Origin of the sequence: Brotomerdimonas butyrica, assembly GCF_025567305.1 — a bacterium.
In the GTDB taxonomy this organism is placed as follows: domain Bacteria; phylum Bacillota; class Clostridia; order Peptostreptococcales; family Anaerovoracaceae; genus Lentihominibacter; species Lentihominibacter butyricus.
Genome location: NZ_JAOQJP010000004.1, coordinates 88,820 through 115,194 on the forward strand (window position 1 = coordinate 88,820; position 26,375 = coordinate 115,194).

18 protein-coding genes are annotated in these 26,375 nt (G+C 50.6%); all 18 read right to left on the reverse strand.

Going from position 1 to position 26,375, the window contains the following annotated elements; all coding sequences use genetic code 11:
* Positions 1–95: 95 nt before the first annotated feature.
* Positions 96–1,451, reverse strand: a complete 1,356-nt coding sequence (locus tag OCV59_RS04135) for an aspartate aminotransferase family protein (RefSeq protein WP_147593247.1) — start codon at positions 1,449–1,451, stop codon at positions 96–98.
* A 32-nt stretch (positions 1,452–1,483) separates the two neighbouring features.
* A complete protein-coding gene (locus tag OCV59_RS04140) occupies positions 1,484–3,274 on the reverse strand; it encodes a sigma 54-interacting transcriptional regulator (protein WP_147593248.1) in 1,791 nt (596 codons plus the stop codon).
* A gap of 127 nt (positions 3,275–3,401) precedes the next feature.
* On the reverse strand, positions 3,402–5,075 hold the full coding sequence (locus tag OCV59_RS04145) for an MBL fold metallo-hydrolase RNA specificity domain-containing protein (RefSeq protein ID WP_147593249.1): 1,674 nt from the start codon (positions 5,073–5,075) through the stop codon (positions 3,402–3,404).
* Between the two features lie 162 nt (positions 5,076–5,237).
* Positions 5,238–5,828, reverse strand: a complete 591-nt coding sequence (locus tag OCV59_RS04150) for an InlB B-repeat-containing protein (RefSeq protein ID WP_147593312.1) — start codon at positions 5,826–5,828, stop codon at positions 5,238–5,240.
* 152 nt (positions 5,829–5,980) lie between these two features.
* Complete coding sequence (gene hypB, locus OCV59_RS04155) at positions 5,981–6,640, reverse strand: hydrogenase nickel incorporation protein HypB (RefSeq protein ID WP_147593250.1); 660 nt, start codon at positions 6,638–6,640, stop codon at positions 5,981–5,983.
* A gap of 21 nt (positions 6,641–6,661) precedes the next feature.
* Positions 6,662–7,006 (reverse strand): hydrogenase maturation nickel metallochaperone HypA, encoded by a 345-nt coding sequence (locus OCV59_RS04160; RefSeq protein WP_147593251.1) that lies wholly within the window; start codon positions 7,004–7,006, stop codon positions 6,662–6,664.
* A gap of 2 nt (positions 7,007–7,008) precedes the next feature.
* Positions 7,009–9,711 carry an FAD-dependent oxidoreductase gene (locus OCV59_RS04165; RefSeq protein ID WP_147593252.1) on the reverse strand — a complete coding sequence of 901 codons (2,703 nt, stop codon included), beginning with the start codon at positions 9,709–9,711 and terminating at the stop codon, positions 7,009–7,011.
* Positions 9,712–10,300: 589 nt separating this feature from the next.
* A complete protein-coding gene (hisD, locus tag OCV59_RS04170; RefSeq protein WP_262584104.1) occupies positions 10,301–11,581 on the reverse strand; it encodes a histidinol dehydrogenase in 1,281 nt (426 codons plus the stop codon).
* A gap of 234 nt (positions 11,582–11,815) precedes the next feature.
* Positions 11,816–13,255, reverse strand: coding sequence for an MFS transporter (locus OCV59_RS04175; RefSeq protein WP_147593253.1), 1,440 nt, complete (start codon positions 13,253–13,255; stop codon positions 11,816–11,818).
* Between the two features lie 211 nt (positions 13,256–13,466).
* Positions 13,467–14,945 (reverse strand): stage IV sporulation protein A, encoded by a 1,479-nt coding sequence (spoIVA, locus tag OCV59_RS04180; RefSeq protein WP_262584105.1) that lies wholly within the window; start codon positions 14,943–14,945, stop codon positions 13,467–13,469.
* 72 nt (positions 14,946–15,017) lie between these two features.
* A complete protein-coding gene (locus tag OCV59_RS04185) occupies positions 15,018–16,853 on the reverse strand; it encodes a DUF975 family protein (RefSeq protein ID WP_147593255.1) in 1,836 nt (611 codons plus the stop codon).
* Positions 16,854–16,935: 82 nt separating this feature from the next.
* On the reverse strand, positions 16,936–18,294 hold the full coding sequence (gene miaB, locus OCV59_RS04190; protein ID WP_147593256.1) for a tRNA (N6-isopentenyl adenosine(37)-C2)-methylthiotransferase MiaB: 1,359 nt from the start codon (positions 18,292–18,294) through the stop codon (positions 16,936–16,938).
* Complete coding sequence (locus tag OCV59_RS04195) at positions 18,281–19,276, reverse strand: NAD(P)H-dependent glycerol-3-phosphate dehydrogenase (RefSeq protein WP_147593257.1); 996 nt, start codon at positions 19,274–19,276, stop codon at positions 18,281–18,283. Before OCV59_RS04195 ends, miaB begins: the two co-directional genes overlap by 14 nt.
* Positions 19,277–19,906, reverse strand: a complete 630-nt coding sequence (gene plsY, locus OCV59_RS04200; RefSeq protein WP_147593258.1) for a glycerol-3-phosphate 1-O-acyltransferase PlsY — start codon at positions 19,904–19,906, stop codon at positions 19,277–19,279.
* Entirely contained in the window at positions 19,899–21,224 is a 1,326-nt protein-coding gene (gene der / locus OCV59_RS04205; protein WP_147593259.1) for a ribosome biogenesis GTPase Der, read from the reverse strand. Before der ends, plsY begins: the two co-directional genes overlap by 8 nt.
* A complete protein-coding gene (gene ftsY, locus OCV59_RS04210; protein WP_147593260.1) occupies positions 21,217–22,116 on the reverse strand; it encodes a signal recognition particle-docking protein FtsY in 900 nt (299 codons plus the stop codon). The genes der and ftsY overlap by 8 nt, the downstream gene beginning before the upstream one ends.
* A gap of 20 nt (positions 22,117–22,136) precedes the next feature.
* The gene (smc, locus tag OCV59_RS04215) at positions 22,137–25,679 is read right to left on the reverse strand and encodes a chromosome segregation protein SMC (protein WP_147593261.1); all 3,543 of its coding nucleotides are present in this window, start codon (positions 25,677–25,679) and stop codon (positions 22,137–22,139) included.
* A gap of 3 nt (positions 25,680–25,682) precedes the next feature.
* Positions 25,683–26,369 carry a ribonuclease III gene (gene rnc / locus OCV59_RS04220; protein WP_147593262.1) on the reverse strand — a complete coding sequence of 229 codons (687 nt, stop codon included), beginning with the start codon at positions 26,367–26,369 and terminating at the stop codon, positions 25,683–25,685.
* Positions 26,370–26,375: the final 6 nt, after the last annotated feature.

The following is a 26,375-nucleotide window of genomic DNA, read 5'->3' on the forward strand; positions in this document are numbered from 1 at the left end:
GTTACCACTTTGGATCCGGATCCTCTTCGAAAAAAAGCAGCGATGCAATCTGCACCGCTGCTTTGAAATCACTGTTTAACAGTTTTCAGCTTTGCTTATTTTGAGCAAGTCTTGATAGCGTTTTCAAGGATTTCCAGACCTGCGTTCAGCTGTGCATCAGTTACGCACAGAGGGCAGAGGAATCTGATAACGTTTCCGTAAGTACCAGCTGCTTCGAGCATAAGTCCGTTGTTCATAGCTTCCTGAACGATAGCGCCTACGAGTGCTGCATCCGGTTCTTTTGAAGCCTTGTCTTTTACGAACTCGATACCGATCATTGCGCCGAGACCTCTTACATCGCCAACGCATTCATACTTTTCTTTCCATTCGTTGAATGCCTTTGTTGCAACGTCTGCGATGTGCATAGCCTTTGCAGGATAGTCATCTCTTTCCATAACTTCAACAACCTTCAGAGCTGATGCTGCTGATACAGCGTTAGCGCCGTAAGTTCCGCCGATAGTTCCGCCAGGAACTGCATCCATGATCTCAGCTCTTGCAGTTACTGCTGATAATGGAAGTCCGCCTGCGATCGACTTAGCTGTTGACATGATGTCAGGAGCTGCGCCTGCTTCTGCAAAGTACTGGGATGCGAACATCTTACCGCTTCTAGCCCATCCGCACTGTACTTCGTCACAGATCATCAGGATTCCGTGTTCGTCACAGATCTTTCTAACTGCTTTTACCCATTCGATAGGAGCCGGAACGAATCCGCCTTCGCCCTGTACAGGTTCGAATACGATAGCTGCGCATGCATCATATGGAGTAGCTTCGATGAATACTTCTTCGAGCTTCTTTACATAGTAAGCGATAGCTTCTTCTTCAGTCATGTGACCAGGAGCTCTGTAGAGGTTAGGGAACTCAGCTCTGTAAACGCCGTCAGGGAAAGGTCCCATGCCAACTGCGTAAGCTTTCTTAGCAGTCATTGTCATTGTAAGAGAAGTTCTTCCGTGGAATGCGCCTGTGAATACGATGATGTTAGGTCTTCCTGTATAGCTTCTTGCAATTTTAACTGCGTTTTCGTCTGCTTCTGAACCTGAGCATACGAACATAGTCTTTTTCTTGTCTCCCTTTACAGGAACCAGTCTGTTCATCTGTTCAGCAAGTGCAACATATCCTTCGTGTGTAGTGATGTTGAACATTGAGTGGAAGAACTTGTCTGCCTGTTCTTTTACAGCTGCGATACACTCAGGATTGCTGTATCCGATGTTTAATACGCCTACGCCGCCGATCCAGTCGAGGAAGATGTTTCCGTCAACGTCTTCGAACATAGCGCCTTCGCCTCTTTCGATAACTGCTTTGTAAGCTGTTCCGATACCATTAGGAACTGCTGCAGCTCTTCTGTCCATGAGTGCCTTAGCTTTAGGACCAGGTAATGTTCCTGTAACGATTTTAGGTAATGCTTCTCTTAACATAACAAACCTCCATAATTTATTATTTATAAAAATTAATTTATATCCAGTTCAGCGAGCTTCCTGTAAAGGGTAGCCCGGGAAAGACCAAGATCTCTGGCGACAGTTTCCTTCACCCCGTTGTACTGCCTGAGCTTTTTCATGATCACCTCTTTTTCAAAGAGCTTGACCTGCTCGGCGAGAGGCCTGTCGAGATTCCTGAACTTGACCGTTTCCTCTTCTTTCTTCAGGATACGTGCAGGAACCTCATCTATGCCTATCACGTTGCCGAACGCCATATTGGCGCCGTACTCAACGGCATTTTCGAGTTCTCTGACGTTTCCCGGCCAGTCATGGTTTGTATAGATTTCTTCCACTTCCGGTGAAAATCGTTCTATCTTTTTGTTCATGAAGCTGTTGTACTTTTTAAGAAAATGATACATCAGCTGTTTTATATCATCCTTTCGCTCCCTGAGAGGCGGGATCGAAAGGGGTATTACACTCAGTCTGTAGTAAAGATCCTCTCTGAAGCTTCCTTCCTCTATCAGTTTCTCCAGATCCTTGTTCGTCGCAGCAATGACTCTGACATCCACGATGATGCTCTTGCTGCCGCCGACACGATCGAATCTCATGTTCTGAAGCACGTGCAGTATCTTTACCTGAAGGTGCAGCGGCATATCTCCTATTTCATCCAGAAATATGGTGCCGCCGTCAGCGAGCTCGAATTTACCTTCCTTGCCCTTTTCACTGGCTCCTGTGAAAGCGCCCTTCTCGTATCCGAAAAGCTCACTCTCCAGCAGGTTCTCCGGTATCGCCCCGCAGTTCACTGTGATGAACGGTTTATCTTCTCTCGGGCTTGCGTAGTGTATCGCCTTGGCGAACATCTCCTTGCCCGTACCGCTCTCTCCCGTGATCAGGACCGTCGAATTGCTTCTCGCCGTGATCAGAGCCTGCTTCTTGGCTATCATTATCTTCTCGCTGGTTCCTATTATATCATCAACGGTGTTCTTTATCTTGCGTGTATTGAAATTATACACGAGTTTCTGAGCTTCTTCAATATCCCTGAAGGAAATAACTATTCCGTCTATTTCCTCGCCGGATAAAAAGGGCTGCACAGTTACGATAAAGTGATGCTGTCTGCCGTCCACCTTGAAGATCTCTTCGTTCTCGGTATATCCCCTGCCTGTGTCCAGGACCTTTATCGCGGGGCTTCCAGGCATTATCTTGCTTATATGCTTGCCGATCAGATCGCCCTTGTTCGTACCGAACAGTTCGGCGGCTCTGTTGTTGCAGTGCTTGACATAGCCTTTCTGATCGAGTGCAAATATGCCTTCGTGCGCTGTTTCAAGAACGATCGACATCTCGTCTCTGGAAACCTCGACATTCTCAAGCGTCTCCTGCTGGTCAGCCTTTGCAGAGAGGAGATCCGCCATTTTCTCGACGAATACGGTCATGCTCTCGCGCTTGTCCTTGATGATGTGTTTCTGATCTTCAGTAAAAGCGACGAGACCTATGATCCCTATTATCTCTCCTTTGAGCACTATCGGAGTGCATATCTCAGCGAGCTCTCCGAGTCTGGTGTTGCCGACCACCGGCTGATCGTATCCCTTGAAGTTCTGGGCGTCCTCCACGTACTGAGTCTTTCCCGTACGCAGCACTCTGGCATAGAGATAATTGCCCTCCAGGTTGCCATCCTCTTCCTTTTTGCCGATACGGCCGTGATAGTAACCTGTACCGCCGATTATCCTCAGCCTATTGTCCACGATCTCAACTTCCAGACCGACAGCAATACTGATCGCCTCCGCGACCTGCTGCACGCTTTCCTTAATGCCGCTCAAAACAGACATTCTATTCCACCTTTATCTAATATAATATTAACTAAATACCTGTCTACATTTTAACACATGCTCCGGATTTTTAAAGCAGTTTTTTCGTCCTAATTTTAGTTTCTGAGGGTATTTATATGTCTTTTTTTCACTGATTTCGCTCTGAATTCTCTGTCATTTTATCATCAGTGACGGCAGCTCCGAGATTGATCGTCGATTTCTCCAGTTCAAGCACCATATTGTTTATCTGACTCAGCTTTTCAGAAGACATATCTTCACCGACAGCAAGCTTCGCATTGTACAGTATATCCTCTATTCTTCTGTGTATATCGTAAAGGTTCGTTCTGACGTCGTTGAGCATCTCCACGTCGACATCATCCCTCATGGCATCTGCCATATCAACGACCTCGTCTTTTTCAAGCACATATTCTGAATTTCCTCTGACAACTACAGGCTGATATCCGAGCTCCTCTTCGACGGTCTTTGCAAAGTCCTCCTTTGCCTCCATCTCTCCGTGTACGAGGAATATGTGCTTAGGCTCCTTTTGAAAGCCTTTGAGCCATTCAAGCAGACCGTCTCTGTCCGCATGACCTGAAAATCCCTGGAGATTATAGATCTTGGCATTTACCTGCACTTTGTCGCCAAACAGCGTGACTTCCTGCGCGCCGTCTATGAGCATCCTTCCCAGTGTGCCTTCCGCCTGATAGCCTACGAATACTATGCTGGATTTTCTGTTCCACAGATTGTGCTTAAGGTGATGTCTGATCCTGCCGGCGTCGCACATGCCGCTCGCCGAGATTATCACCTTCGGCTCGGGATCAGTATTGAGCCATACGGATTCCTGGCTCGTTCTGGTGAACTTGAGATTTTCGAAATCCAGAGGGTTGTCGCCCTTTGCAATGTATTCTTTCGTCTCTTCATCGAAAACCTGCGCGTTTTTCTTGAAAACCTCAGTCGCTGTAGTCGCCATAGGACTGTCGACATATACGTTCAGATTTTTGAAAGCCTCGTGGTATTCGCTGTTCGATTCATATACTCTGTTCAGCTCATATATCAGTTCCTGTGTCCTGCCTACTGCAAATGACGGGATCACGGTCGTTCCGCCTTTTTCCGCTGTATCGCGTATTATATCCAGTAATTTCTTGACATCCAGCGGATTCTTCGGATGCAGCCTGTTGCCGTATGTCGTCTCCATGATGACGTAGTCCGCCTTCTTTATTATCGTCGGATCTCTCAGTATCGGCCTGTCCTTTACGCCAAGGTCGCCCGAAAATACTATCTTCGATACGCTGTCGCCCTCGGTGACCCACAGCTCTGTTATCGCAGATCCGAGTATGTGTCCGGCGTCATTGAAAACTATTTTCATTTCGTCGTTGAGTTCTATAAGCTGGTCGTAAAGCACAGGCTTCACGTATTTCAGCGAATCCACCGCGTCATTATATGTATAGAGCGGCTCCACCAGAGGTCTTCCCGCACGCTCGTTCTTCTTGTTTTTCCACTGTGCTTCTTTTTCGTGTATGTATCCGCTGTCCTTGAGCATAACGTCCAGAAGATCCGCAGTCGCGTCTGTGCAGTAAATGCTGCCCTTGAATCCTCTCTTTATCAGGAGCGGTATCCTGCCGCAGTGGTCTATATGGGCATGGCTAAGCACCATGTATTCGATTTCTGCCGGGTCGAACGGAAACTCCTCATAATTGAGAGCTTCCTGCGCCTTTCCGCCCTGAAACTGCCCGCAGTCCAGCAGGACCTTGTGCTTTTCCGTTGTTATGAGATGGCAGGATCCCGTCACACCTGACGACGCCCCGCAAAACTGTATTTTCATTGCGATTTCCTCCCTGTTGAAACGTTGTTACCATGTTACCGCTATTATACTACCTGCCGCCTGTGATTTCCATGTGCAAAATCCGCAGACTGCAAAAAACGGGCAGACACATGCCGTGCCTGCCCGAATGCATTTCACTATCTTATATACTTGTTACCTGCTCTATTCGTTAAAACGCTTTCTTCCAAAGATCGCAGCTGCCATACCGAGCAGCGAGATGCACGCCAGGACGATCCGCAGCGTCGTGCTGCTGTCATCACCTGTCTGAGGTGATGACGGTGTGGTCTTATCGGAAGAAGAGCCGCCGCCCGCAGTTCCGCCATCGCCTGATCCCTTTGTCCACTTGGCATAAACAGTCATGTTTTTATCCAGTGTCACAGAAGTGATCTTTTCGGTCAGAGCTTTATCTGCATACCATCCGTCAAAGGTATATCCGCTCCTCGACGTCGTGTAATCGGCTAATGAGATCACGCTTCCATCGAATTTTGAAACAGGTGAAATATCGCTGCCACCATTCGTTTCAAAGCTCAATGTGTACTTGACCGCAGACTCATCCTCTTCAGTAGGAATGATCAGATATATCTCATGATCTGTATCGTCCGGTCCCCAGACACCGCTCAGCCATTCGCTGCTCGGAGCCTTGATAGAAACAGCACTTGAAGAATTCGAGACGTTGTTACTCCCTGACTGGATGCCGCCGAATCTGAGGATGACGCAGTCCATCCACTGTCCTACCTTGTATCCCGGGTTCATAACGATGCTCACTTCGAGCAGTTCTGAAGGCGAAGCCGCTTTTTGTCACTTCTGACTGGCTTCTGCGATAATATCATAAATAGAGGCGGATCATAACCGGCAACCGTTTTCTTTGCTGAAAACCATGTATTTGATCGTGCAGTATCCGCACTTTACGCGTTCCAGCGCTTTACATTATCAAGCAGCCAGCTGCACCACGCGTCCATCCCCTCGCCTGTCTTCGCCGACACAGGGAATATCTCAAGACCGGGATTTCTCATATGCGCATATTCTCTGACCTTTTCCATGTCGAAATCGAAGTACGGCAGCACATCGATCTTGTTGATTATCAGTGCGTCGCACACGTTGTAGATCAGCGGATATTTCAGCGGCTTGTCATGCCCCTCCGGTACCGAAAGTATCGTGACATTTTTAACAGCTCCTGTGTCGAATTCAGCAGGACATACCAGATTCCCGACGTTTTCCAGCACGGCCAGATCCAGGCCGTCCGTGCCGAGCTCTGCAAGTCCCTGCCTCGTCATTTCCGCATCGAGATGGCACATCCCGCCCGTATGCAGCTGGATCGTCTTCACCCCTGTCTCCGAGACTTTGACTGCATCGACGTCCGAATCTATATCTGCCTCCATCACGCCTATTTCTATCTCGCTCTTCAGCCTCTCTATGGTCTTCAGCAGTACCGAGGTCTTGCCGCTCCCCGGCGAAGACATCACATTCAGCAGAAACGTGCCTTCCTCTTTGAGCTGTGTTCTCAGCTGCTCCGCATCTGCGTCATTGCTCGCGAACACGCTCTGCCTGACTTCTATTATCCTCATAATGTCACATCCTTTGCTTTTTCAGCATGCTTCTATCTCTTTTATATTGCATTCATTTCCTTTGAGAAGGTACGTCCTGCCGCTGCCGCACTGCGGACACTGTCTGCCGAAACGCACCGTCTCATACCGTGCTCCGCAGTCTTCGCAGAACGTGACGGCCGGCAACGTCTCGATCTCGAGCTCCGCGTCTTCAAGAAGAGTAGTCTTTTTCCTGTAAAATTTCCAGCAGTCTTCGAGAAGCTCCGGTACGATGCCGCTGACTTCTCCAAGCTCCAGCGTCACTCTGCTGATCCTGCTCACACCGTTGTCCGCTGCCACTTCCGCGAGCGTCTTATTTATATTGACGATTATACCGAGCTCATGCATAGCTATTTCTTCCTCTTGAATTTTATCTTTATCGCACGTTTTGCAGCATAAGGCAGTATCGCCTTCATCTTGTCTTCCGACTTGTACATGCGGCTGGCTTCAGGAAGCTCTCTGTTCAGATGTATCGCATCGAACTCGCACTTCGTCGTACAGACGCCGCAGCCTATACACTGGTTCGGATCGACCGTAGTCGCACCGCATCCCAGGCAGCGCGCAGCTTCTTTCTGCACCTGCTCCTCAGTGAACGTGCATCTCATATCGCGAAAGCTCTTCTGCGATCCGCCGCTTCTGACAGCCGGGACATTGCGCTTTCCATTATCGTACGAATCCGGTTCGATCTTCAGATCATCTTTGTCAAGCGCGATGAAGTGTCTGAGATTTCTCCCCAGCGTGAGACTGTGTCCCGGATGCACGAATCTGTGTATCGACACAGCTGCCTCCTTACCTGCCGCTATCGCATCTATCGCGAACTTCGGCCCTGTGTATACATCGCCTCCGACGAATATATCTGCCTCTGCAGTCTGGTAAGTCACCGGATCTGCCTTGACCGTGCCGTTGGCGTTGAACTGCACGTCAGTACCGCTGAAAAGTCCGCCCGGCACTACGCTCTGACCTACAGAGAACAGCACATTGTCACACTCGGCCAGCAGTATGTCTCTCTCATCGTATACCGGTGCGAAGCGGCCTTCATCGTTAAATACCGATACGCATTTTTTAAGGATCACGCCTGTGACTTTTCCGCCTTCGCGAACGATCTCTTTCACGCCCCACGAATTGCCGATACTGATGCCTTCCGCAGCTGCCTCTGCCAGCTCATCCCTGTCCGCAGGCATCATGTCAGCAGGCTCGAGCGCGAACATCGATACATCATCGGATCCGGCTCTCAGTGCTGCTCTCGCCACATCGACCGCCACATTTCCACCGCCTATCACGACAGTCCTTCCGTGCAGACGTGTGCCGTTTTCATCGAGATTGAGCTTTCTGAGAAAATCTATACCGGACATGACACCGTCGCCTTCTTCGCCCGGAACTCCCGCAAGACGTCCTCCCTGCGCTCCTATAGCTGCGTAAAATGCCTCGTAGCCCTCCTGCCTGAGTGCAGCGATCGTGACGTCTCTGCCGACCTCAATGCCGCATCTGAACTCCACGCCCATCTGCCTGAGCACATCTATCTCCGCTTCTATCACATTTTTCTCCAGGCGGAATGAAGGTATACCGTTCATCAGCATGCCGCCCGGCCTGTTTTCCTTCTCGAAAACAGTGACAGGATATCCCTTCTGCGCGAGATAGAATGCTGCGGACATTCCCGCCGGCCCGGCTCCGATCACTGCGATCTTCTGAGTGAACGGCACGTTGTCCTGGTTGAGCATCTGAGGTATGTACCTGCTGTCGCTGTCGATCTCCTGCCATGCGATGAATTTCTTGATCTCATCGATCGCCACCGCTTCATCTATGCTCCCTCTGGTGCATTCGTCCTCGCACCTGCGGTTGCATATCGCTCCACATACCGCTGGGAACGGGTTTTCTGTCTTTATCAGCTTCAGCGCATCCATATATCTTCCCTGCGCCGCCATTTTTATGTAGCCCTGCACCGGAAGATGTGCAGGACAGGCTGTCTTGCACGGTGAAGTTCCCGTGTCATAGCAGTTTATCTGATTGGCATCTCTGTAATCCGGGCTCCACTTGTCCGGTCCCCATTTCGCGGCATCAGGCAGCTCGCGCTTCGGATATTCGATCTCGCCATGCGCAGTGCAGAGCTTCTGGCCGAGCTTAGCAGCTCCCGACGGACAGAATTCCACACATCTGCCACAGGCCACGCAGTTCTGCTTGTCGACCGATGCGATATATGCGGAACGCGACATATTAGGTGTATTGAACAGCTGCGACGTCCTGAGTGCATTGCAGACTCCGGGCGCGCAGTTGCAGATCGCGAAAATCTTTTCCTCTCCGTCGATATTAGTTATCTGATGCACGTAGCCGTTATCCTCCGAACGCTGCAGTATCTCCATGACTTCGTCTATATCTATGTAGCGTCCCTTGCCTGTCTCCACGAGATAGTCCGCCATATCACCGACTCCTATGCAGAGATCCGCTTCTATGTCTCCCGTTCCTTCGCCTCTGATACGCTGCTGTCTGCGGCATGAACATGCACCCACCGCATATTTGTCCTTGTATTTGTTCAGCCAGTGCGAGATATGCTCAACGCTCGCTGACTTCTGATCTGTCGGGATGGCCTTTTCCACGGGGATGACGTGCATGCCTATCCCTGCACCTCCCGGAGGCACCATCGGAGTCACTTTTTCGAGCGGCATTCTAGACATCTTCTCAAAGAAGTCCGCGATCTCCGTATGCTCTTCCACCTGCTCCTTGTTCATCACCATGAACTCCGCGCATCCCGGCACGAACATCGGCAGCACGTACTGTTTGTGCCTGTCTTCGTTCTCCCAGTTGTATTCTATAAGTCCGATCACGCCCATTTCCTGCAGCAGTTCTTCTGTCCTGGCCAGATCCTTGCCGCACCTGCCGGCGATCTCTTCGGCAGTCACAGGCACTCTCACCTTCATGGAAAGCGCCACCTCTGCCATTTCATCTGTTACTACTCCTGCCAGACCCCAGTATTCGGGATCGTCGACCGTTACTTTAACTCCTATCCTGTCTGTTATCTTCTGTCCCAGCTTTATTATCAAATCACGCTGTTCTGACATAGCGACACTCCTCTCGTTTTTCTCAGTTCGCTCCGTTTATTCACAGTGTCCCGTGATGCTGCACATCTGCGCACCGGAATCACCGTTTCTTTCCCTTATTGTAGTTTTTTTGTCAATAAAAAGCAATGATTTTCAAAATGAATGTAAGTGTAAACTGGAGATATCATGGACAGTTTGACGCAGCGTTTTCAGCCAAAGATCATCATTTTGGCATACCTTACGGCTGAAATCTGGAAATCATATTCTCTGCTGCCATATGAAATACAAGTTTCCGATGACCTGCAGCATAAGCATCGCGACTGCTTCAGCCATACGACACTATATCCGCCTGCTTTACAGCTGAAATCTGGAAATATATATCCATTCCCACCGCCGGATGACCTAGATAAAATCCCCTGCTCTGATATGTAAAAGCTATAATTTACATATTTCAGCCATAACGGACAGTCAGACACACACTTATGGCTGAAACAGCTGCGACATACCACCCGTAAAACCACAAAAGCGGACCGGTATTACCGGTCCGCCAGTTCTGTTCCTGATCCATGAGCGCCGTCAGATCCAAAGCCGACTCTGCTCACATCTCACACTATTTGTTTTTCTCCATCCTGATCTCTGCGGCACGCGCATGTCCGATCAGCCCTTCGCCTCTCGCCAGATTCGACACCAGCGGAGCGATACCCATCATCGCATCTCTGCTCATACTCTGATATGTACAGATCTTGAGGAATGTCCCGACCCATACGCCGCCTGTATATCTCGCCGCTCCCAATGTAGGCAGAGTGTGGTTCGGACCCGATGCGTAATCGCCGAATACCTCCGCGGTATTTCCTCCGATGAACAGCGAGCCGTAGTTTTTAAGTCCGCTGACCACCCTGTCAGCATCAGCCTCTGCCACATTGACTTCAAGGTGTTCAGGCGCATATGCGTTCGCATATTCCACAGCTTCGTCCAGCGAATCTGCGATCAGTATCTCGCCGAAATCATTCCATGAGCTCCTCGCGATCGGCTCAGTTTCCAGAGTCGACAGCTGCACTTCGACAGCATCGATCACCGCCGCCCCGAGCTTTTCATCTGTGGTCACCAGTATACCCTTGGCTTCCTTATCGTGCTCTGACTGCGCCAGTATATCTGCAGCGAGCACCTCCGGATCCGCATTGCCGTCTGCGATTATCAGTACCTCGCTCGGTCCTGCGACAAAATCTATACCCACCTTGCCGTAGCACTGCCTCTTGGCCTCGGTCACGAAGCTGTTGCCAGGTCCCACGATCATATCCACCGGCTGTATCTGATCAGTCCCGTATGAAAAAGCAGCTATCGCCTGTGCGCCGCCGACAGCGTATATCTCGTCCACTCCCGCTACGTCCATCGCCACCAGAGTTTTCGGATGTATGCAGTCAGTGCCTTTTATCACCGGCGAACATGCCGTGACACGCTCCACGCCTGCGACCTTTGCAGGGATCCCCAGCATCAGTGCCGTCGAATACAGCGGATACCCGCCTCCCGGCACATAGCAGCAGCACGATCCCACCGGTATCACTCTGTGTCCGAGCACTATCCCCGGCGACGGTGAGAAATCCTCAAGCGCTCCGACTGTCGCTCTCTGCGCCTTTGCAAAATTCTCGATATTCACAGCCGCTTTCTTTATATCTTCTATCTCCTGAGCGGAGACTTTGTCGTATGCATCTCTGATCTCCTGCTCCGAGATCCTCAGCGCCGTTCTCTCACACCCGTCGAACCTGCGGTTGTACTCCATCAGCGCCGCGTCTCCGTTCATTCTGACATCTGCTATTATATCTCCGACTGTAGCCATCAGCCGGCTTCTGTCTTCTTCCGTTCTTTTCTTTGAAGGCTTCAATTCTTTTATCATGTCAGTACCTCCTGTGCTTTGTCTTTTATTTTATCGCTTTACTATATTAATATACAACAGTGCCTTTTCTTTGTCAATACTGCCTGTTTCTCATACGTCATTCCCATGTTCGATACGCAAAGGCGCACGCATGTCACATTCCGGCGCTATGCAAAAGTGCACACATGCCGCATCATGGCGCTATGCAAAGGCGCACGCATTCTGTAACCTGGCGTTTTGCAAAAGCCGCACACATCATTCCCGCTTCAGTGAAATGAAAACTCCGGCGATGCAGATCGCCGTAAAAACGATGAATGAAACTCGTATCACCTTTATCAGCACGTCGGCCGGCACATCTGCCAGTGCCATGTCAGAAGCAAGCACCGTCACCGTTATCGTGACGATCACCATGCTAAACGTGTGCCCTATCGACCTCATCGTCGCCAGTATAGACGAGGCCACGCCGTAATCCTCCTTTTCCACGCATGACATCACTGCATTGGTATTAGGCGATGAGAACATCGCGAACCCGAGACCGGTAACTACCAGAGCTGCTATTATGAACACTAGATGCGTCTGCAGCCCCGTAAATATGAACATGAACGTTCCCGCGGCACACAGCGCCATCCCCAGAGACGACATCCTGAACGGAGAGAACCTGTCCGAAAGCCGCCCTGCGACAGGTGAAAGCAGCGCCATTATCAGCGGCTGGAATATCATTATCAGCCCGGCCGTCTGCGACGAATATCCCATCACCACCTGCAGATATATCGAGATCAGATAGCTGATCGCAAATGTGGCCCCGTAGTTCAGCATCGCCGAAAGATTCGAGAACGCATATCCTTTGTTTTCCCGAAACAGCCTGATATCCACGACAGGGTCCGCGCTTTTCATCTCATGACTTACGAATATGATGCCCGCTGCCGCACCCGCCGCGGCGACTGCGATATACACCGCGCCGTTTCCCGCTTCTGACAGACCGTACATCAGCAGGAATATGGATATCATATATATCACGTTTCCCGCCGCATCAAAGCTTCTCCTGCCCGCACCCGGGGCATGCGGCTCCGTGCGCTTTTCCGCAGGCAGCTTCATCAGTGCCGCTGCGAGCGCCACCACACCGAGTATCCCTATGAACACGAATATCGACCGCCATCCAAAATTGTGATTGAGTGCTCCGCCTATCACAGGTCCCGCCGAAAGCCCCACATATGTCGACGCAAGGGAGTATCCCAGCGCCCTGCCGCGCTGCTCCCCTGGAAACGCACTGATCAGTACCGCCGTATTGGTGCTGAATATCATAGCCGCTCCGACGCCCTGCATCACTCTGGATATCAGGAGCATCGCCATCGATCCTGACAGCAGAGCCGCGATGCAGCACGCCACGAACAGCGCGATGCCCGCTATCAGCACATTCCGTCTCGACGTGATGTCAGCCAGCCTGCCGAAAGGCACCGAAAACGCCGCTACCGACAACGTGTATCCGCTCACGAGCCACCCCATGCGTCCCGCACTCGCACCGAACTGCGATCCTATATCAGGTATCGAAAGATTCAGTGCGCTTCCCGTAAATGTCGTTATGAACGCCGTTATCACGACTACTGTTATCACTGCCCTCCGCAGATCTTTTTCCACGCGTTCCTTATCCACATGGCACTTTTCAGTATGACTGTTTTTCGCATGATTCTTTTCCATACGGTTATTATATACGATATACGACAGATTAAATACAGTAAAAGGCGAGATACGTTTAAAAAATCAGCATGCCCGGCGCCCGGCAATGGCACTGCGTCCTGTATCCGGCACCGCATCCAATGTCATGTGCTTCACGATCGCACTCGCCAGTTCATACCGCATGCCGGATCACACCGCACTCCTCTGCCATCCGATCGACAAACGTCCGGCGCTATATCACGATGCAGATGAAATATTCCTTGCCTTCATCGCTGATCTTCTGCAGAGACTTCTGCATCTTGACTCTGATGTTGTCAGGCACGCCCGCGATCTTGTTTTCCATCTGCTCTGCCACCATCTCGTACAGCGACTTGCCGAATATATTAGTGTCCCAGATGCCATTCGGCGACTCCTTCATCTCCTCACGCAGACTGTTCACCAGATCCTCGGACTGCTTTTCGCTGCCGACCACCGGCGATATCTCTGTCGTTATGTCTGTCTTTATTATATGGAGCGTCGGCGCCTTTGCCGTTATCCTCACTCCGTACTTGTTTCCCTGCCTGAACACTTCCGGCTCTTCGATCGTCATTTCGCTAAGTCTAGGCTGCACTATGCCGTATCCGCCGTTTTCCACCTGACTGATCGCTCCTTTGAGCTTGTCGTATTCCTGCTTGGCTGCAGCAAACTCCCGAAGAAGACCAAAGAACTCACTGTCATCATTCACCTGTGTGCCCATCATCTCCGTCACGATCCTGTAATAAAGATCCGGCGCCATATCGAGCCGCAGAGCTGTTTCGCCCGTGCCCATATCGATGCCCGTTATGCCGGCATTCTCTATCAGCTCTCCGTCTGCGAGCTCCGCTGCCGCTTTTCTGAAACCCGCAACCGTATCGAAGCTGCCTGCCCATGCTTTTATCCGCCCTATCACCTGAGCTTTGAGCCAGTGATCCAGTCCCAGACCTTCCATATACCCCGGCATGTCGAATATCACTTCCCTTACAGGGAATCTGCCGAGCAGCTCCGCCATCACACCGTCTATCTCAGCTTCCCCTGCTCTGGCACAGTTCATCCTCATCACAGGCATGCCATATTTTTCCTCCATTTTCGCAGCGACAGCCGCAGCGTTGTCAGATGAAGGCTCTGTGGAATTCAGTATTATCACGAACGGCTTTCTCATCTCCGTGAGCTGCCTTATCACCTTCTCCTCCGCCGCCTCGTAGCTGCTCCTCTCCAGTGTGCCGATCGTGCCGTCAGTCGTAACGACGATCCCGACTGTCGAATGCTCGCGGATGACTTTCTCCGTACCGATCTCCGCCGCTTCCTCGAACGGTATCTTTTCATCGCTCCACGGAGTGTCCACCATGCGCATCACCCCGTCTTCCATCTGACCCAGCGCACCCGGTATCATATACCCCACGCAGTCCACCATCCTGACCTTCAGACTGAGGCTGCCCGAGATCTGCAGTTCGGCCGCATCCGCCGGTATGAACTTCGGCTCTGTCGTCATCACTGTCCTGCCCGTTCCGCTCTGAGGCATCTCGTCGATCAGCCTCTGCTTCTCATATGCGTTTTTTACATTGGGGATTACCATCAGATCCATGAAACGTTTTATGAACGTGGACTTTCCTGCTCTGACAGGGCCTACCACACCTATGTAAATATCGCCGCCGGTACGTTTTCCTATGTTTTCGTAAATATTTATGTTTTCCAAAATAAAACCCTCCCCATGCTCGACTGTAAATCAATACAGTATATTGGGAAGGGTCTGTTTTTATTCTTTATTTTAAGATTTATATATCACGAGGTCTTCTACGATCGTCATGCTGTAGTCGCTTATGCCTTTTCCCTCGTTCGGATGTCCGGACGAGTACATCTGATCGGCTGCAAATATGCAGATCAGCGCGAGGCATACAGGTATCAGCACCTTGAGCTTTATCTTCCTTATCATGTTGTCGAGCGAAGGCGCCAGCGCATATACTACCGCCATTCCGCCGAGCCCGAATGTGATCAGACCTTCCGCGCATATCCTGCCGTCGAGGTTGAGAAAGTACCCGCTGTAGTCCCACCATCTCAATCCTTTTGTCATCTCGAGATAAAGCGATGTGAAATACTCCACAAATCCGCTCAGTATCACTGCCGCAAAAAATTCTCCCAGCGGATTGCGCCTGAACTTGTTCAGCAGTATCAGTATCAGCACTCCGCCGGCTCCGTATATCGGCAGCCACGGACCGTACATCGTGCCGCGGTTTATGAATACCCCGTCCTTTACGAGATGGAGGCTCACCTCCCACGTCCATCCTATGAACGAAAAGATGAAGAACATCAGCACCAGCGACGGTATCGAATAATTTCTTATATAGTTCGGCGTCTCCAGACTTATCTTCTTTGCCCGGTGCTCCAGCGGCGAAAGTCTCGCCGGATAGATCTTCCCGTCGAAGACGTATTTCAGACGCCTGATATTGTCAGCTCTTGCCTGCTCCTTTTCATACTCGAGATCGCCGGGAGTTCCCAGCAGCATCACGCCGAGCCAGTTCTCCATGAACCCTCTTATGCCTTTTGCCTTTCTTGCTTCCGGCACCGGCTCATTGATGTAGTGCATCACATCGGCATAGCTTTTTTCCATCGCGGAAAGCTCAGGTCTCCTGAAAAGATATGTATCGTTGAGCTTTTCAGCGTAAGGGAGCCCTTTCTCCTTAGCAAGCTGGCGCAGCTTTACATAATATTCACAGTAGACTGCTGTCCTGTATGCGTTGCTGTAAAACACGGACACGAGTCCCAGCGATATATAATCCAGCAGGAACCAGGGTATGAAGCTCAGGAATATCCTGAAGCACTCCCACTTGTGACCTTTCATCATGTGCCTTGAAAGCGTTATCGCTTCATTTGCCCTGATATCCGGGTTTTCTGCAACTATGTACGGCACCATGAAATATGAGTAATGCTTTATCGGGATCGCGATCACTGTCATTCCCCAGAGCAGCTTGTACACGAAAGTAAGCATCATCGTGAAAGCCGATTTTATCCATTTTCTGGACTTTACGAGATATACGAATGTGTAAAGCGGCACTTTGTCGTATATCCGGCCTTCCAGGAAAAGCCGCCTTGTCGTCACGACATAGCATTCCTTCAGCATGAACAGCAGCGCCAGATGATACAGCGCCGCGATGATCACGAACATCAGCACCACGAAGCTCTTCGATTTGAACACGCGCGTCGCTCTGTCGAACACGTCCACATATATCTTTCCCGAGCTTATCGAATTCGCCAGATCCGCAAACACGCCCTTCTGCCGCTCCAGTATCCTGTTGCCGTCTGCGCTTTTCAGGTTTTTCTCCACCTTTTCCGAAATTCGCCGGCTCTCCTCTGCCTGCCCTTGTATAAGATTCGTTATCACTGCGTCTGCAACATTGGCATTAGTTATTCCCAAACCTTCTTTCGCCGAGTCGAGCGTCGAATATTCCTTCACATTTACCGGTGCGATATTGGCACGGATGCCGTCCAGCGATCCGCCGAACTCAGATCCCATGAATACCGCTATCAGGCAGATCGCAACGAAAAGCCAGTAATTTTTCTTTAATGATCTCCTGCCGTTCTGCTTCAGCTCTTTTCTGTCTATCATTGATATCTTTTGTCCCGTTTTTCCTTTTTATACTCTTGTCTGTTCTTCCGTTTTCTGTGCTGTTCTTACTGATCCCGACTGTTTATTCTGCTATCTTTCCTGTCAGGCTGAAGGTCTTTCCTTCTGTTATCTCGACATTGACCATCTGTCCTATGAGCTCTCTGCCGCCTTCAAAGTCGACGAGCTTGAACCCCTCTGTCCTGCCTGTCAGTGTGTTTTCATTTTTCTTGCTCACGCCTTCTACGAGGACGCGCTCGATACGACCCTTATAGGCTGCGTTTTTCTCGGCGCTGTCTGCATTGACCGCATCCACCAGCCTGTCAAAACGCTGATGCTTGACCTCTTCCGGTATCTGATCCTCGTACTCTGCCGCAGGTGTGCCTTGTCTCACCGAATACAGGAACGTGAATGCCGAATCGTATTTCACACTTCGCACGAGAGACAGCGTCTCCTCGAAGTCTTCTTCTGTCTCCCCCGGAAATCCCACTATGATATCCGTGCTTATCGCTATATCCGGAACTGCTTTCCTGAGCCTTTCCACTACCTCGAGATACTTCTCCCGCGTATACTTCCTGTTCATCCGTCTGAGCACTCTGTCGCTTCCCGCCTGCACCGGCAGATGTATGTAGTTGCACAGCTTGTTGCAGTCGACGAATGCCTGTATCAGCTTGTCCGACAGATCTTTAGGATGCGAGGTCATGAATCTGATACGCTCGAGTCCTTCTATATCGTTTATCATATATATAAGATCTGCAAAATCGCACTCGCTGCCGCTTTCCCCGGCGCCTCTGTATGAGTTGACGTTCTGGCCCAGCAGGGTGACTTCCTTTACTCCGTCTGCGACAAGTCCCGTTATCTCTCTTACGATATCTTCCGGCTTCCTGCTCTTCTCTCTGCCTCTCGTGTACGGCACGATGCAGTACGTGCAGAAATTGTTGCAGCCGTACATGATGTTCACGAATGATTTGTGCTTGTAAAGCCTCTTCGCAGGCAGTCCCTCGACGATCTGATCGCTGTTCTCAAAAGTCTCCGCGATCTTTTTCTTCTCTGAGTACACTTTTTCGAGCAGTTCCGGGAATCTGTGTATGTTGTGGGTCCCGAAAATAATATCCACCCACGGATATTTGCTCTTGATGGTGTCGATGATGTGCTGCTGCTGCATCATGCATCCACATACGCATGCGACGTATTCGGGATTTTTCTCCTTGAGCTTCTTGAGCTGCCCCAGTGTTCCGAAAAACCTCTTGTCTGCGTTTTCTCTGACACTGCATGTGTTGATGATCGTGATGTCCGAATCGTCTCTCGACATCGTCTCGACACAGCCCTTTTCCTGGAGCATACCTGCGATCGTCTCTGAATCGTGCTCGTTCATCTGGCACCCGAATGTTATGATATTGTACTTCTTACCGTTGAGTAAATCCATCTCTTTATCCTTGTTCATGTTTCTTGTCTCTGCCCATCAGGAGTTCTACAGCCTGAGCAGCTGTTATCTCTCCCTTTATAGCTCTGTAGATCGCCTCTGTTATAGGCATCTCCACGTTTTCTCTCTTTGCAAGCTCATAAGCGGCTTCGGTCGTGAACATTCCCTCAACGACCATGCCGACTTTTTTAGTCGCTTCATCAGGCGCCATGCCTTCGCCGATCATGATGCCGCATCTGCGGTTTCTTGAATGCATGCTGGTACACGTAACGATCAGATCGCCCGTGCCTGTCAGGCCTGCAAAAGTCTCAGGCTTTGCTCCGAGCTTCAGCCCCAGCCTCGTTATCTCTGCCAGGCCTCTGGTCATCAGTGCAGCCTTTGCATTGTCACCGAATCCCATGCCGTCGGATATCCCCGCGCCGAGCGCTATGATATTCTTCAGCGCTCCGCCGAGCTCGACGCCTACGACGTCTTCTGTCGTGTAGACTCTGAATCTGTCTGTCATGAAAAGATCCTGCACTTTTTCGGCAGCCTCGATATTATATGATGCAGCCGCTACAGTCGTCGGCAGTCTCCTGCCTACTTCCTCGGCATGAGAAGGTCCCGACAGCACGACGTATCTGTCCATGTCGATATGATCTGCCGCTATCTGAGACATCCTGAGCAGAGTTTTCTGTTCTATTCCTTTAGCTACATTTATGATCAGCGCATCGTCTTTGATATGTCCGAGAGCTGACGTCAGTGCGCTCCTGAAATGCTGCGCAGGTGCGGAAAACAGCACCACATCTGCATCAGCCAGTGCTTCCTCCACCGTATACGCTATCTTTATATTTTCATTGAGCGGTACTCCCGGAAGATAGTCGACGTTTTCCCGATTTTCTTCCATGGATCTCAGATGTTTTTCATCTATGTCCCAGATCTTTACGCTGCCGCCTTTTCCGGCCAGAACCGTAGCAAGTGCTGTTCCCCAGCTGCCTGCGCCTATCACTCCTGTGGTCTTCATTCAGTTTACCTCCTTTGCAGCCTCTTTCCTGTCTTTCTTTTTCTCAAATATGCTCATCACCGGCTCCTGTCCCTTGAAGAGTCTGACGATGTTTGCTCTGTGCTTTACGAGTATTATCACTGCCAGCACGACTCCGTACCATACGAACTCGGGCTGCATGAAATACGATATCACAGGGAAGCATGCCGCGCCCAGTATCGAGCCTACCGACATCCTCCTGGTCACGAGCACGCCTATCACAACTACTCCGAGCGTCACAAGACCCATCAGCGGGTTCAGGCCCATCAGTGCTCCGAATGCAGTCGCTACGCCTTTGCCGCCCCTGAATCCGAAAAACACCGGCCATACATGTCCGCAGAACACTGCGACCACGCACCACATCGCTCCGACATGGCCCGCCAGCAGCAGACCCAGCAGCACCGCAGCCGTTCCCTTGAGAACATCGACGATAAGAGTTATCGCACCCGCTTTCTTTCCCATGACTCTGAGCGCGTTCGTCGTGCCTGCATTCCCGCTGCCTTCTTTTCTTATGTCTATTCCTTTGGCCTTGGCAAGCAGTATCGACGGCGAAATATTACCGATCAGATATGCGATCACAACGGCCAGTATCCTGAGCCAGATCTCATTCATCTTCTTTCTCTCCCTTTTCTCTGAACACGAATTTTATCGAAGTCCCTTCGAACCCGAATGCCTCTCTGATCTTGTTCTCCATGTATCTCGCATACGAGAAATGCATGAGAGGTCTCGAATTGACCTTGAACGAGAACAGCGGCGGCTTTACACCTACCTGTGTCACATAGTATATCTTGAGCCTCCTGCCCTTGTCGGACGGCGGCTGTTTCATCATGATAGCATCAGAAATGAGATTGTTGAGTCTTCCTGTCGGAACTCGCATAGCTCTGTTTTCTGCAACGTACTTTGCCATCTTTATCACGTTGTTGACTCTCTGTCCGGTGAGAACGGAGATGAACACTACAGGGGCATATGACATGAACGTGAGCTCTCTGGCGATATGCTTCCTGAATTCGTTCATCGTGTTGGTCTCTTTTTCGATAAGGTCCCATTTGTTGACTACGACTACGATGCCCTTGCCCGCTTCATGCGCTATGCCTGCGATCTTCTTGTCCTGTTCGGTTATTCCCTCCTGCGCGTCGATCATCAGCAGGCACACGTCGCATCGCTCGATCGCCGCCACGGCTCTGATCACGCTGAACTTCTCTATGTTCTCGTTTACCTTGCTCTTTCGCCTTATACCTGCCGTATCGATAAGCAGATATTTTTCCCCGTCTTTTTCAAACGGTGTATCTATCGAGTCTCGCGTCGTTCCTGCTATCGGAGAAACTATCACGCGGTTCTCTCCGAGCAGCTTGTTTATCAGCGACGACTTGCCGACATTCGGCTTTCCGATCATCGCGAGCTTTATCGAATCTTCCTCCTCAGTCCCCGCGCCTTCCGGGAAGCTCTCGACTATACGGTCGAGCAGATCTCCGAGGTTCAGCATGTTCGCTGCCGAGATCGGTATAGGCTCGCCGAGCCCCAGCTCGTAAAAGTCATAAAAATCCTCGGGCAGTTTAGCCGTATCCACCTTGTTTACAGCGAGCACGACCTGTTTTCCTGTCCTCATCAGCATTGAAGCCACTTCACGATCCGATGCTGTCACGCCGTCTTTCCCGTCGGTCATGAACAGTATCACATCAGAGGTGTCCATCGCCACCTCTGCCTGCTCTCTCATCTGCGACAGTATTATATCCTTGCTGTCAGGCTCTATGCCGCCTGTATCGATCAATGCGAAATGTACGCCCGACCACTCCGCTTCAGCGTATATCCTGTCACGCGTAACTCCCGGGGTATCCTCTACGATCGACACTCTCTTTCCCACGACTTTATTGAAAAATGTTGACTTTCCAACATTCGGCCGTCCTACGACGGCTACTAACGGTTTACTCATACATTATCCCTTCCGCGAATTCTGCCGGATCGAACTCCTTCAGATCCTCGATGCCTTCTCCTACTCCTATGAACTTGACAGGCATGTCGAATTCATCCGCTATTGTTATAACGATGCCTCCCTTTGCGGTGCCATCGAGTTTTGTAAGTATTATTCCTGTGATATCTGCAACATCTCCGAATTCCTTGACCTGAGACACGGCGTTCTTTCCTGTCGTCGCGTCGAGCACCAGCAGATTTTCCCTCGCAGCCTCAGGAAATTCGCGTCCGATGACTTTGTTCATCTTGTTAAGCTCGTCCATCAGGTTCTTTTTGTTCTGGAGCCTTCCTGCAGTGTCGCAGATCAGCACGTCTATATTCTTGGCCTTCGCCGACTGGATCGCATCATAGATGACTGCCGACGGATCGGCGCCCTCAGCGTGCTTTACTATATTTATCCCTACTCTGTCAGCCCATATGGAAAGCTGCTCCGATGCCGCCGCTCTGAATGTATCTGCCGCTGCCAGCATCACTGTCTTTCCCTCGAACTTCAGCTTATATGCGAGCTTTCCTATCGAAGTCGTCTTGCCTCCTCCGTTTATGCCTATCATCAGTATCACGAGCGGAGTCTGGCTGCACAGCTCCTGCTTGTCGTTCTTGTTGATGAGTCTCGCTATTATATTGCTCAGTATCCTCTTCACGTCGTCCGGTGCTGCCGAGCTGTACGACTTGATCTCCTTGCGGAGAGTCTCTATTATCTTCATCGTAGTCTCCATGCCCACATCCGAAGTGATGAGTATTTCCTCAAGTTCCTCCAGGAGATCATCGTCTATCGAAGCTCTGCCCATCAGAGCGTCTCCGATCTTCTTCGAAAGTTTTCCCAGGAAGGAACGCTTTTTTCCTTCATTAAGCATCTGTCAATTCTCCTTCTGTATCATAATTCAAAATCATTGTCAAACGAAAGTGAAAGCACTTTCGACACACCCTTCTCCGGCATAGTTACTCCGTAGAGCGCGTCTGCATGTTCCATCGTAGCCTTCTGATGTGTCACCAGCGTGAACTGTATGCCGCTGAATTTCCTGAGACAGTTTATGAACCTGTCTATATTCGCATCATCCAGCGCAGCCTCTACCTCGTCCAGTATGCAGAACGGAGTCGGCTTTGCCTCGAGCACTGCAAACATCAGCGCTATGGCAGTCAGCGTCTTTTCTCCTCCCGACAGCAGATTTATGTTCTGCAGTCTCTTTCCCGGAGGCTGTGCCACTATATCGATATCAGAGCTCAGCGGATCCTTTTCATCCGAAAGCCTCAGCTCTGCATGGCCTCCGCCGAACAGCTCCTTGAATTTGTTCTCGAAATTCACCACTATCTGATCGAAGCTTTCCTTGAACTTGACTCTTATCGTCTTGTCCATATCTGCTATCATTCCCGTCAGGCTGTCGACCGCTTCCTGTATGTCGGCTCTCTGCGACGCCAGGAAATCGTAACGTTCCTTTACCGTCTCATATTCTTCTATCGCACCGACATTGACTTCACCAAGCTCGCGCATGCGGTTCCTGATCTGCCTGCTTTCCTTGACCGCCATCGACATCACGAACTCACTGCTCCTGAACTCCATCGCCTGTATGTACGATACTCCGAAGTCCTCCCACAGCCTGTTCTTGTAAGTGTCGAGCTGCGTCTCGTTTTTCGCGTTCTTTATCTCAAGCTCGTATTTCTGGTCCTGTACGCTGCCGAGCCTGCTGCTTATGCTTTCCTTTTCGGCATTCAGCTCTGCCGTGGTCTCACCGAGTCTGCTCTTCTCCGCCGCAAGTTCGGAAAGATACGTTTCAAGCCTGAGCTTTTCGCTTTCTTTCTCCCTGACCGCTGTATCGGTGTTGCCGCTTTCCGAAATTATGCGGACTTTTTCATTCTCCATATCTGCGAGCTCTGTCTGCCTTGCTGTGATATCAGCTTCGAGTTCATTCAGCGATGCAGTTATCCTGTCCGCCATCGAATCGACGTGCTCTTTTTCACGCTCACAGCTGTTCACCTCGATCCTCGCAGCTGTTATCTCCTCGCTTATATCGTCAAATGACGATTTCTGTTTTTCGTAAAGCTCACGCTGTTCTTCAGCCAGCTTTTCAGCATCCTGCGCGGCTTTTTCATCGGCTTCGATCCCGGCTTCGAGTTCCCGGATCATCTTTCTGGAATTCTGTTTTTCAGCCTCTATGTTCGCAAGCTCTCTCTCCAGTCTGTCGCTTCCTGATCTTATATCCCGCAGCATGGTCTCGATCATCCTGATCTCGCTTTCCATGGAAAAATCCTGCTGCTCCTTTTCGCGAAGCTCAGCTTCGAGTTCCGTGATCCTGTCTGCCGCACGGCTTACTGTTTCACGCACCTGCGTGAGCTCTGCCTCATGTCGCTGTATCGCTTCGCTTTTTTCTCTGATCTGATTTCGCAGCGATCCTATCTCTGCTTTCCGATCCAGTATATTCGCAGTCTTGTTTCTGTATTTTCCTCCGGTTATCGCTCCTCTGGCATTTATCACTTCGCCGTCCAGCGTAACGAAACGGAATTCAGCTCCGGATTTTGACATCCTGAGCGCATTGTCCATATTGTCCACTATGACTACTCTGCCAAGCAGATAATCTATGATCCCGCTGTACTGTCTGTCGTATTCGAGACAGTCCGGCCCGAATCCCACGAAACCCGGCTCTCTTTCGAGCCTGCCGTTTCTGAATGCTCTGCCGTTCACCGAGCTTACCGGAAGGAACGTCATTCTTCCTGCTCTGTTTTCCTTGAGTGATCTGATCGCGGCCTTTGCACTGCTGTCATCGTCGCAGACGACATTCTGCAGCGCCGCTCCCAGCGCCGTCTCCATCGCGGTCTCGTATCCTGCCGGCACCTTTATCAGATCCGCCACAACGCCTCTGATGCCGCGAAGCCCAGATTTCATCACGTGTTTTACAGCATAGTTGTAGCCCTCGTAGTTGCTCTCCATCTCCTCGATGGTTTTCATTCTCGAGGAAAGCTGTCCCTGTGACAGTCTCAGGTCTTCCACGATCTTCACGAGTTCTCTTTCCCGAAGTCCGGCCTGCACGGAAGCCGATTTCTGCCCGGCGACCTGCTCCTTTACAGCTGAAAGCTCCTGCTGCAGCTGTTCGCGCTGGCCTTTTATCCTGTTCAGTCTGTCTATCGTCTCCTTGCTGCTGTCATCTCCCGATGATTTCTCCCGGAGCAAAGATTCCTGACGCTTTTCAAGAGTCTCCTGCAGCCTTTCCAGACTGCTTATCTCGGCGCGCCCCGAGCTCACGGAAGCTGTCAGTTCGAAAATATCGCTCTTATATCGGTCTGCCTGTGCCGCTATCGCAGCCAGCTCTCCCGCCGCGGTATCATACAGCTCTGTCTTTTCATGCAGCGTGTCCGACGCTTCTGCGAACTTCCTGTCGATCTGCGCTTTCTTTTCTCTGAATTCACTCTGAGACAGCTTTTCCTTGTCATATTTCTGTTCCAGCTGTCTGATCTCTTCGGAAAGCCGCGCGGTGCTGACCTCTATTGACGCCAGCTTTTCTCTGTCGACCTGGCCCTTGTTCACAGCGGAATTCAGCTCATCTATCGCCGTCAGCAGCTTTTCCTGAGTCTCTGCTGCCAGTTCCTCCAGCGCCTGATTCCTGCTGCCGTTTTCAGCAAGTGCACGCTCCAGCTCGGTTTTCCTGTCGCTGCACTCATCTATCAGTAACTTCAACTCAGCGAGATCCTCTTTTATATAATTGTTTTTGCTCTCGAGATTTTCAATATTTTTGAGTGTTATATTGATCTCAAGCTCTTTGTATCTGTCTCTGAGTTCAAGATACTCCTTCGCCTTTCTGCTGTCTTCGGCAAGTCCGCCGATCCTGCCTTCAAGCTCGCCGATGATATCGTTCACACGCTCCATGTTCGAGCTGGTCGAAGCGAGCTTCCTTTCGGACTCGGCTTTTTTTGTCCTGTACATCACGATGCCGGCAGCTTCTTCGAAGATCTCTCTCCTGCTGTCGGTCTTGTTGCTGAGTATATCGGAGATCTTTCCCTGGCCTATGATGGAGTAGCCGTCCACCCCTATCCCTGTATCCATTATCAGATCTCTTATATCTCTGAGTCTGCACTGATTGCCGTTGATGCGGTATTCGCTTTCTCCGGATCTGAACATGCATCTCGTTATCGCTACTTCCTTGTAATCTATAGGAAGGCTTCCGTTCTCATTGTCTATCACGAGTGTTACTTCAGCCATTCCTCTCGATTTCCTGCTGTCGGTACCCGAGAAAATGACTTCTTCCATTTTCCCGCCGCGCAGCATCTTCGGACTCTGCTCTCCCAGCACCCATCTTATAGCGTCGCTTATGTTGCTCTTTCCGCTTCCGTTAGGTCCAACGATGCAGGTGATCCCCTTGTCGAATTCTATCACAACAGGCTCTGCGAAAGACTTGAATCCGTGCATTTCTATTTTTTTAAAATACATCTATCACTGCTCCTTTTCCAGCATCGCCTTCGCAGCATTCTGCTCAGCCTGTTTTTTACTCTTTCCTCTGCCTGTGCTCACAGGTCTGCCGTTGACTGCAAGCTGCACCACGAATGTCTTGTCGTGGTCCGGCCCCAGTTCCTCCAGCATATTGTAGCGTATGTTCGCAGCTCCATTTATCTGCAGCTTTTCCTGAAGCCTCGTCTTGTAATCCACGATGATATACTTCCCGCGTTTTACATCCTCTATCGCATCCCTGAACAGACAGAGCACCACGTCTTTTACAGCTTCAAATCCGCCGTCAATATAAACAGCTCCCATTATGGCTTCCATCGTATCCGCCAGGATCGACTCTCTGTTTCTTCCGCCATTATGCTCTTCGCCGTTGCCCAGCAGTATATATTCACCCAGCCCGAGCTGCTTCGCTTTTTCCGCCAGTGATTTCTCACAGACAAGCGTCGCTCTCGTCCTGGACAGGTACCCCTCTTCCTTCTGAGGGAACATCCTGAAAAGCTTCTCGCCTATGATCGCGTCAAAAAACGCATCTCCCAGGAACTCCAGCCGTTCATTGCTCTTCGTGCTCCTGTCGTGCTCCTTGATATATGAACTGTGGGTAACAGCGGTTTTAAGGATCGAAATATCATTGAACCGGTATCCGATCTTTTCTTCAAGCTGCCTTATATCCTCCATGTACCG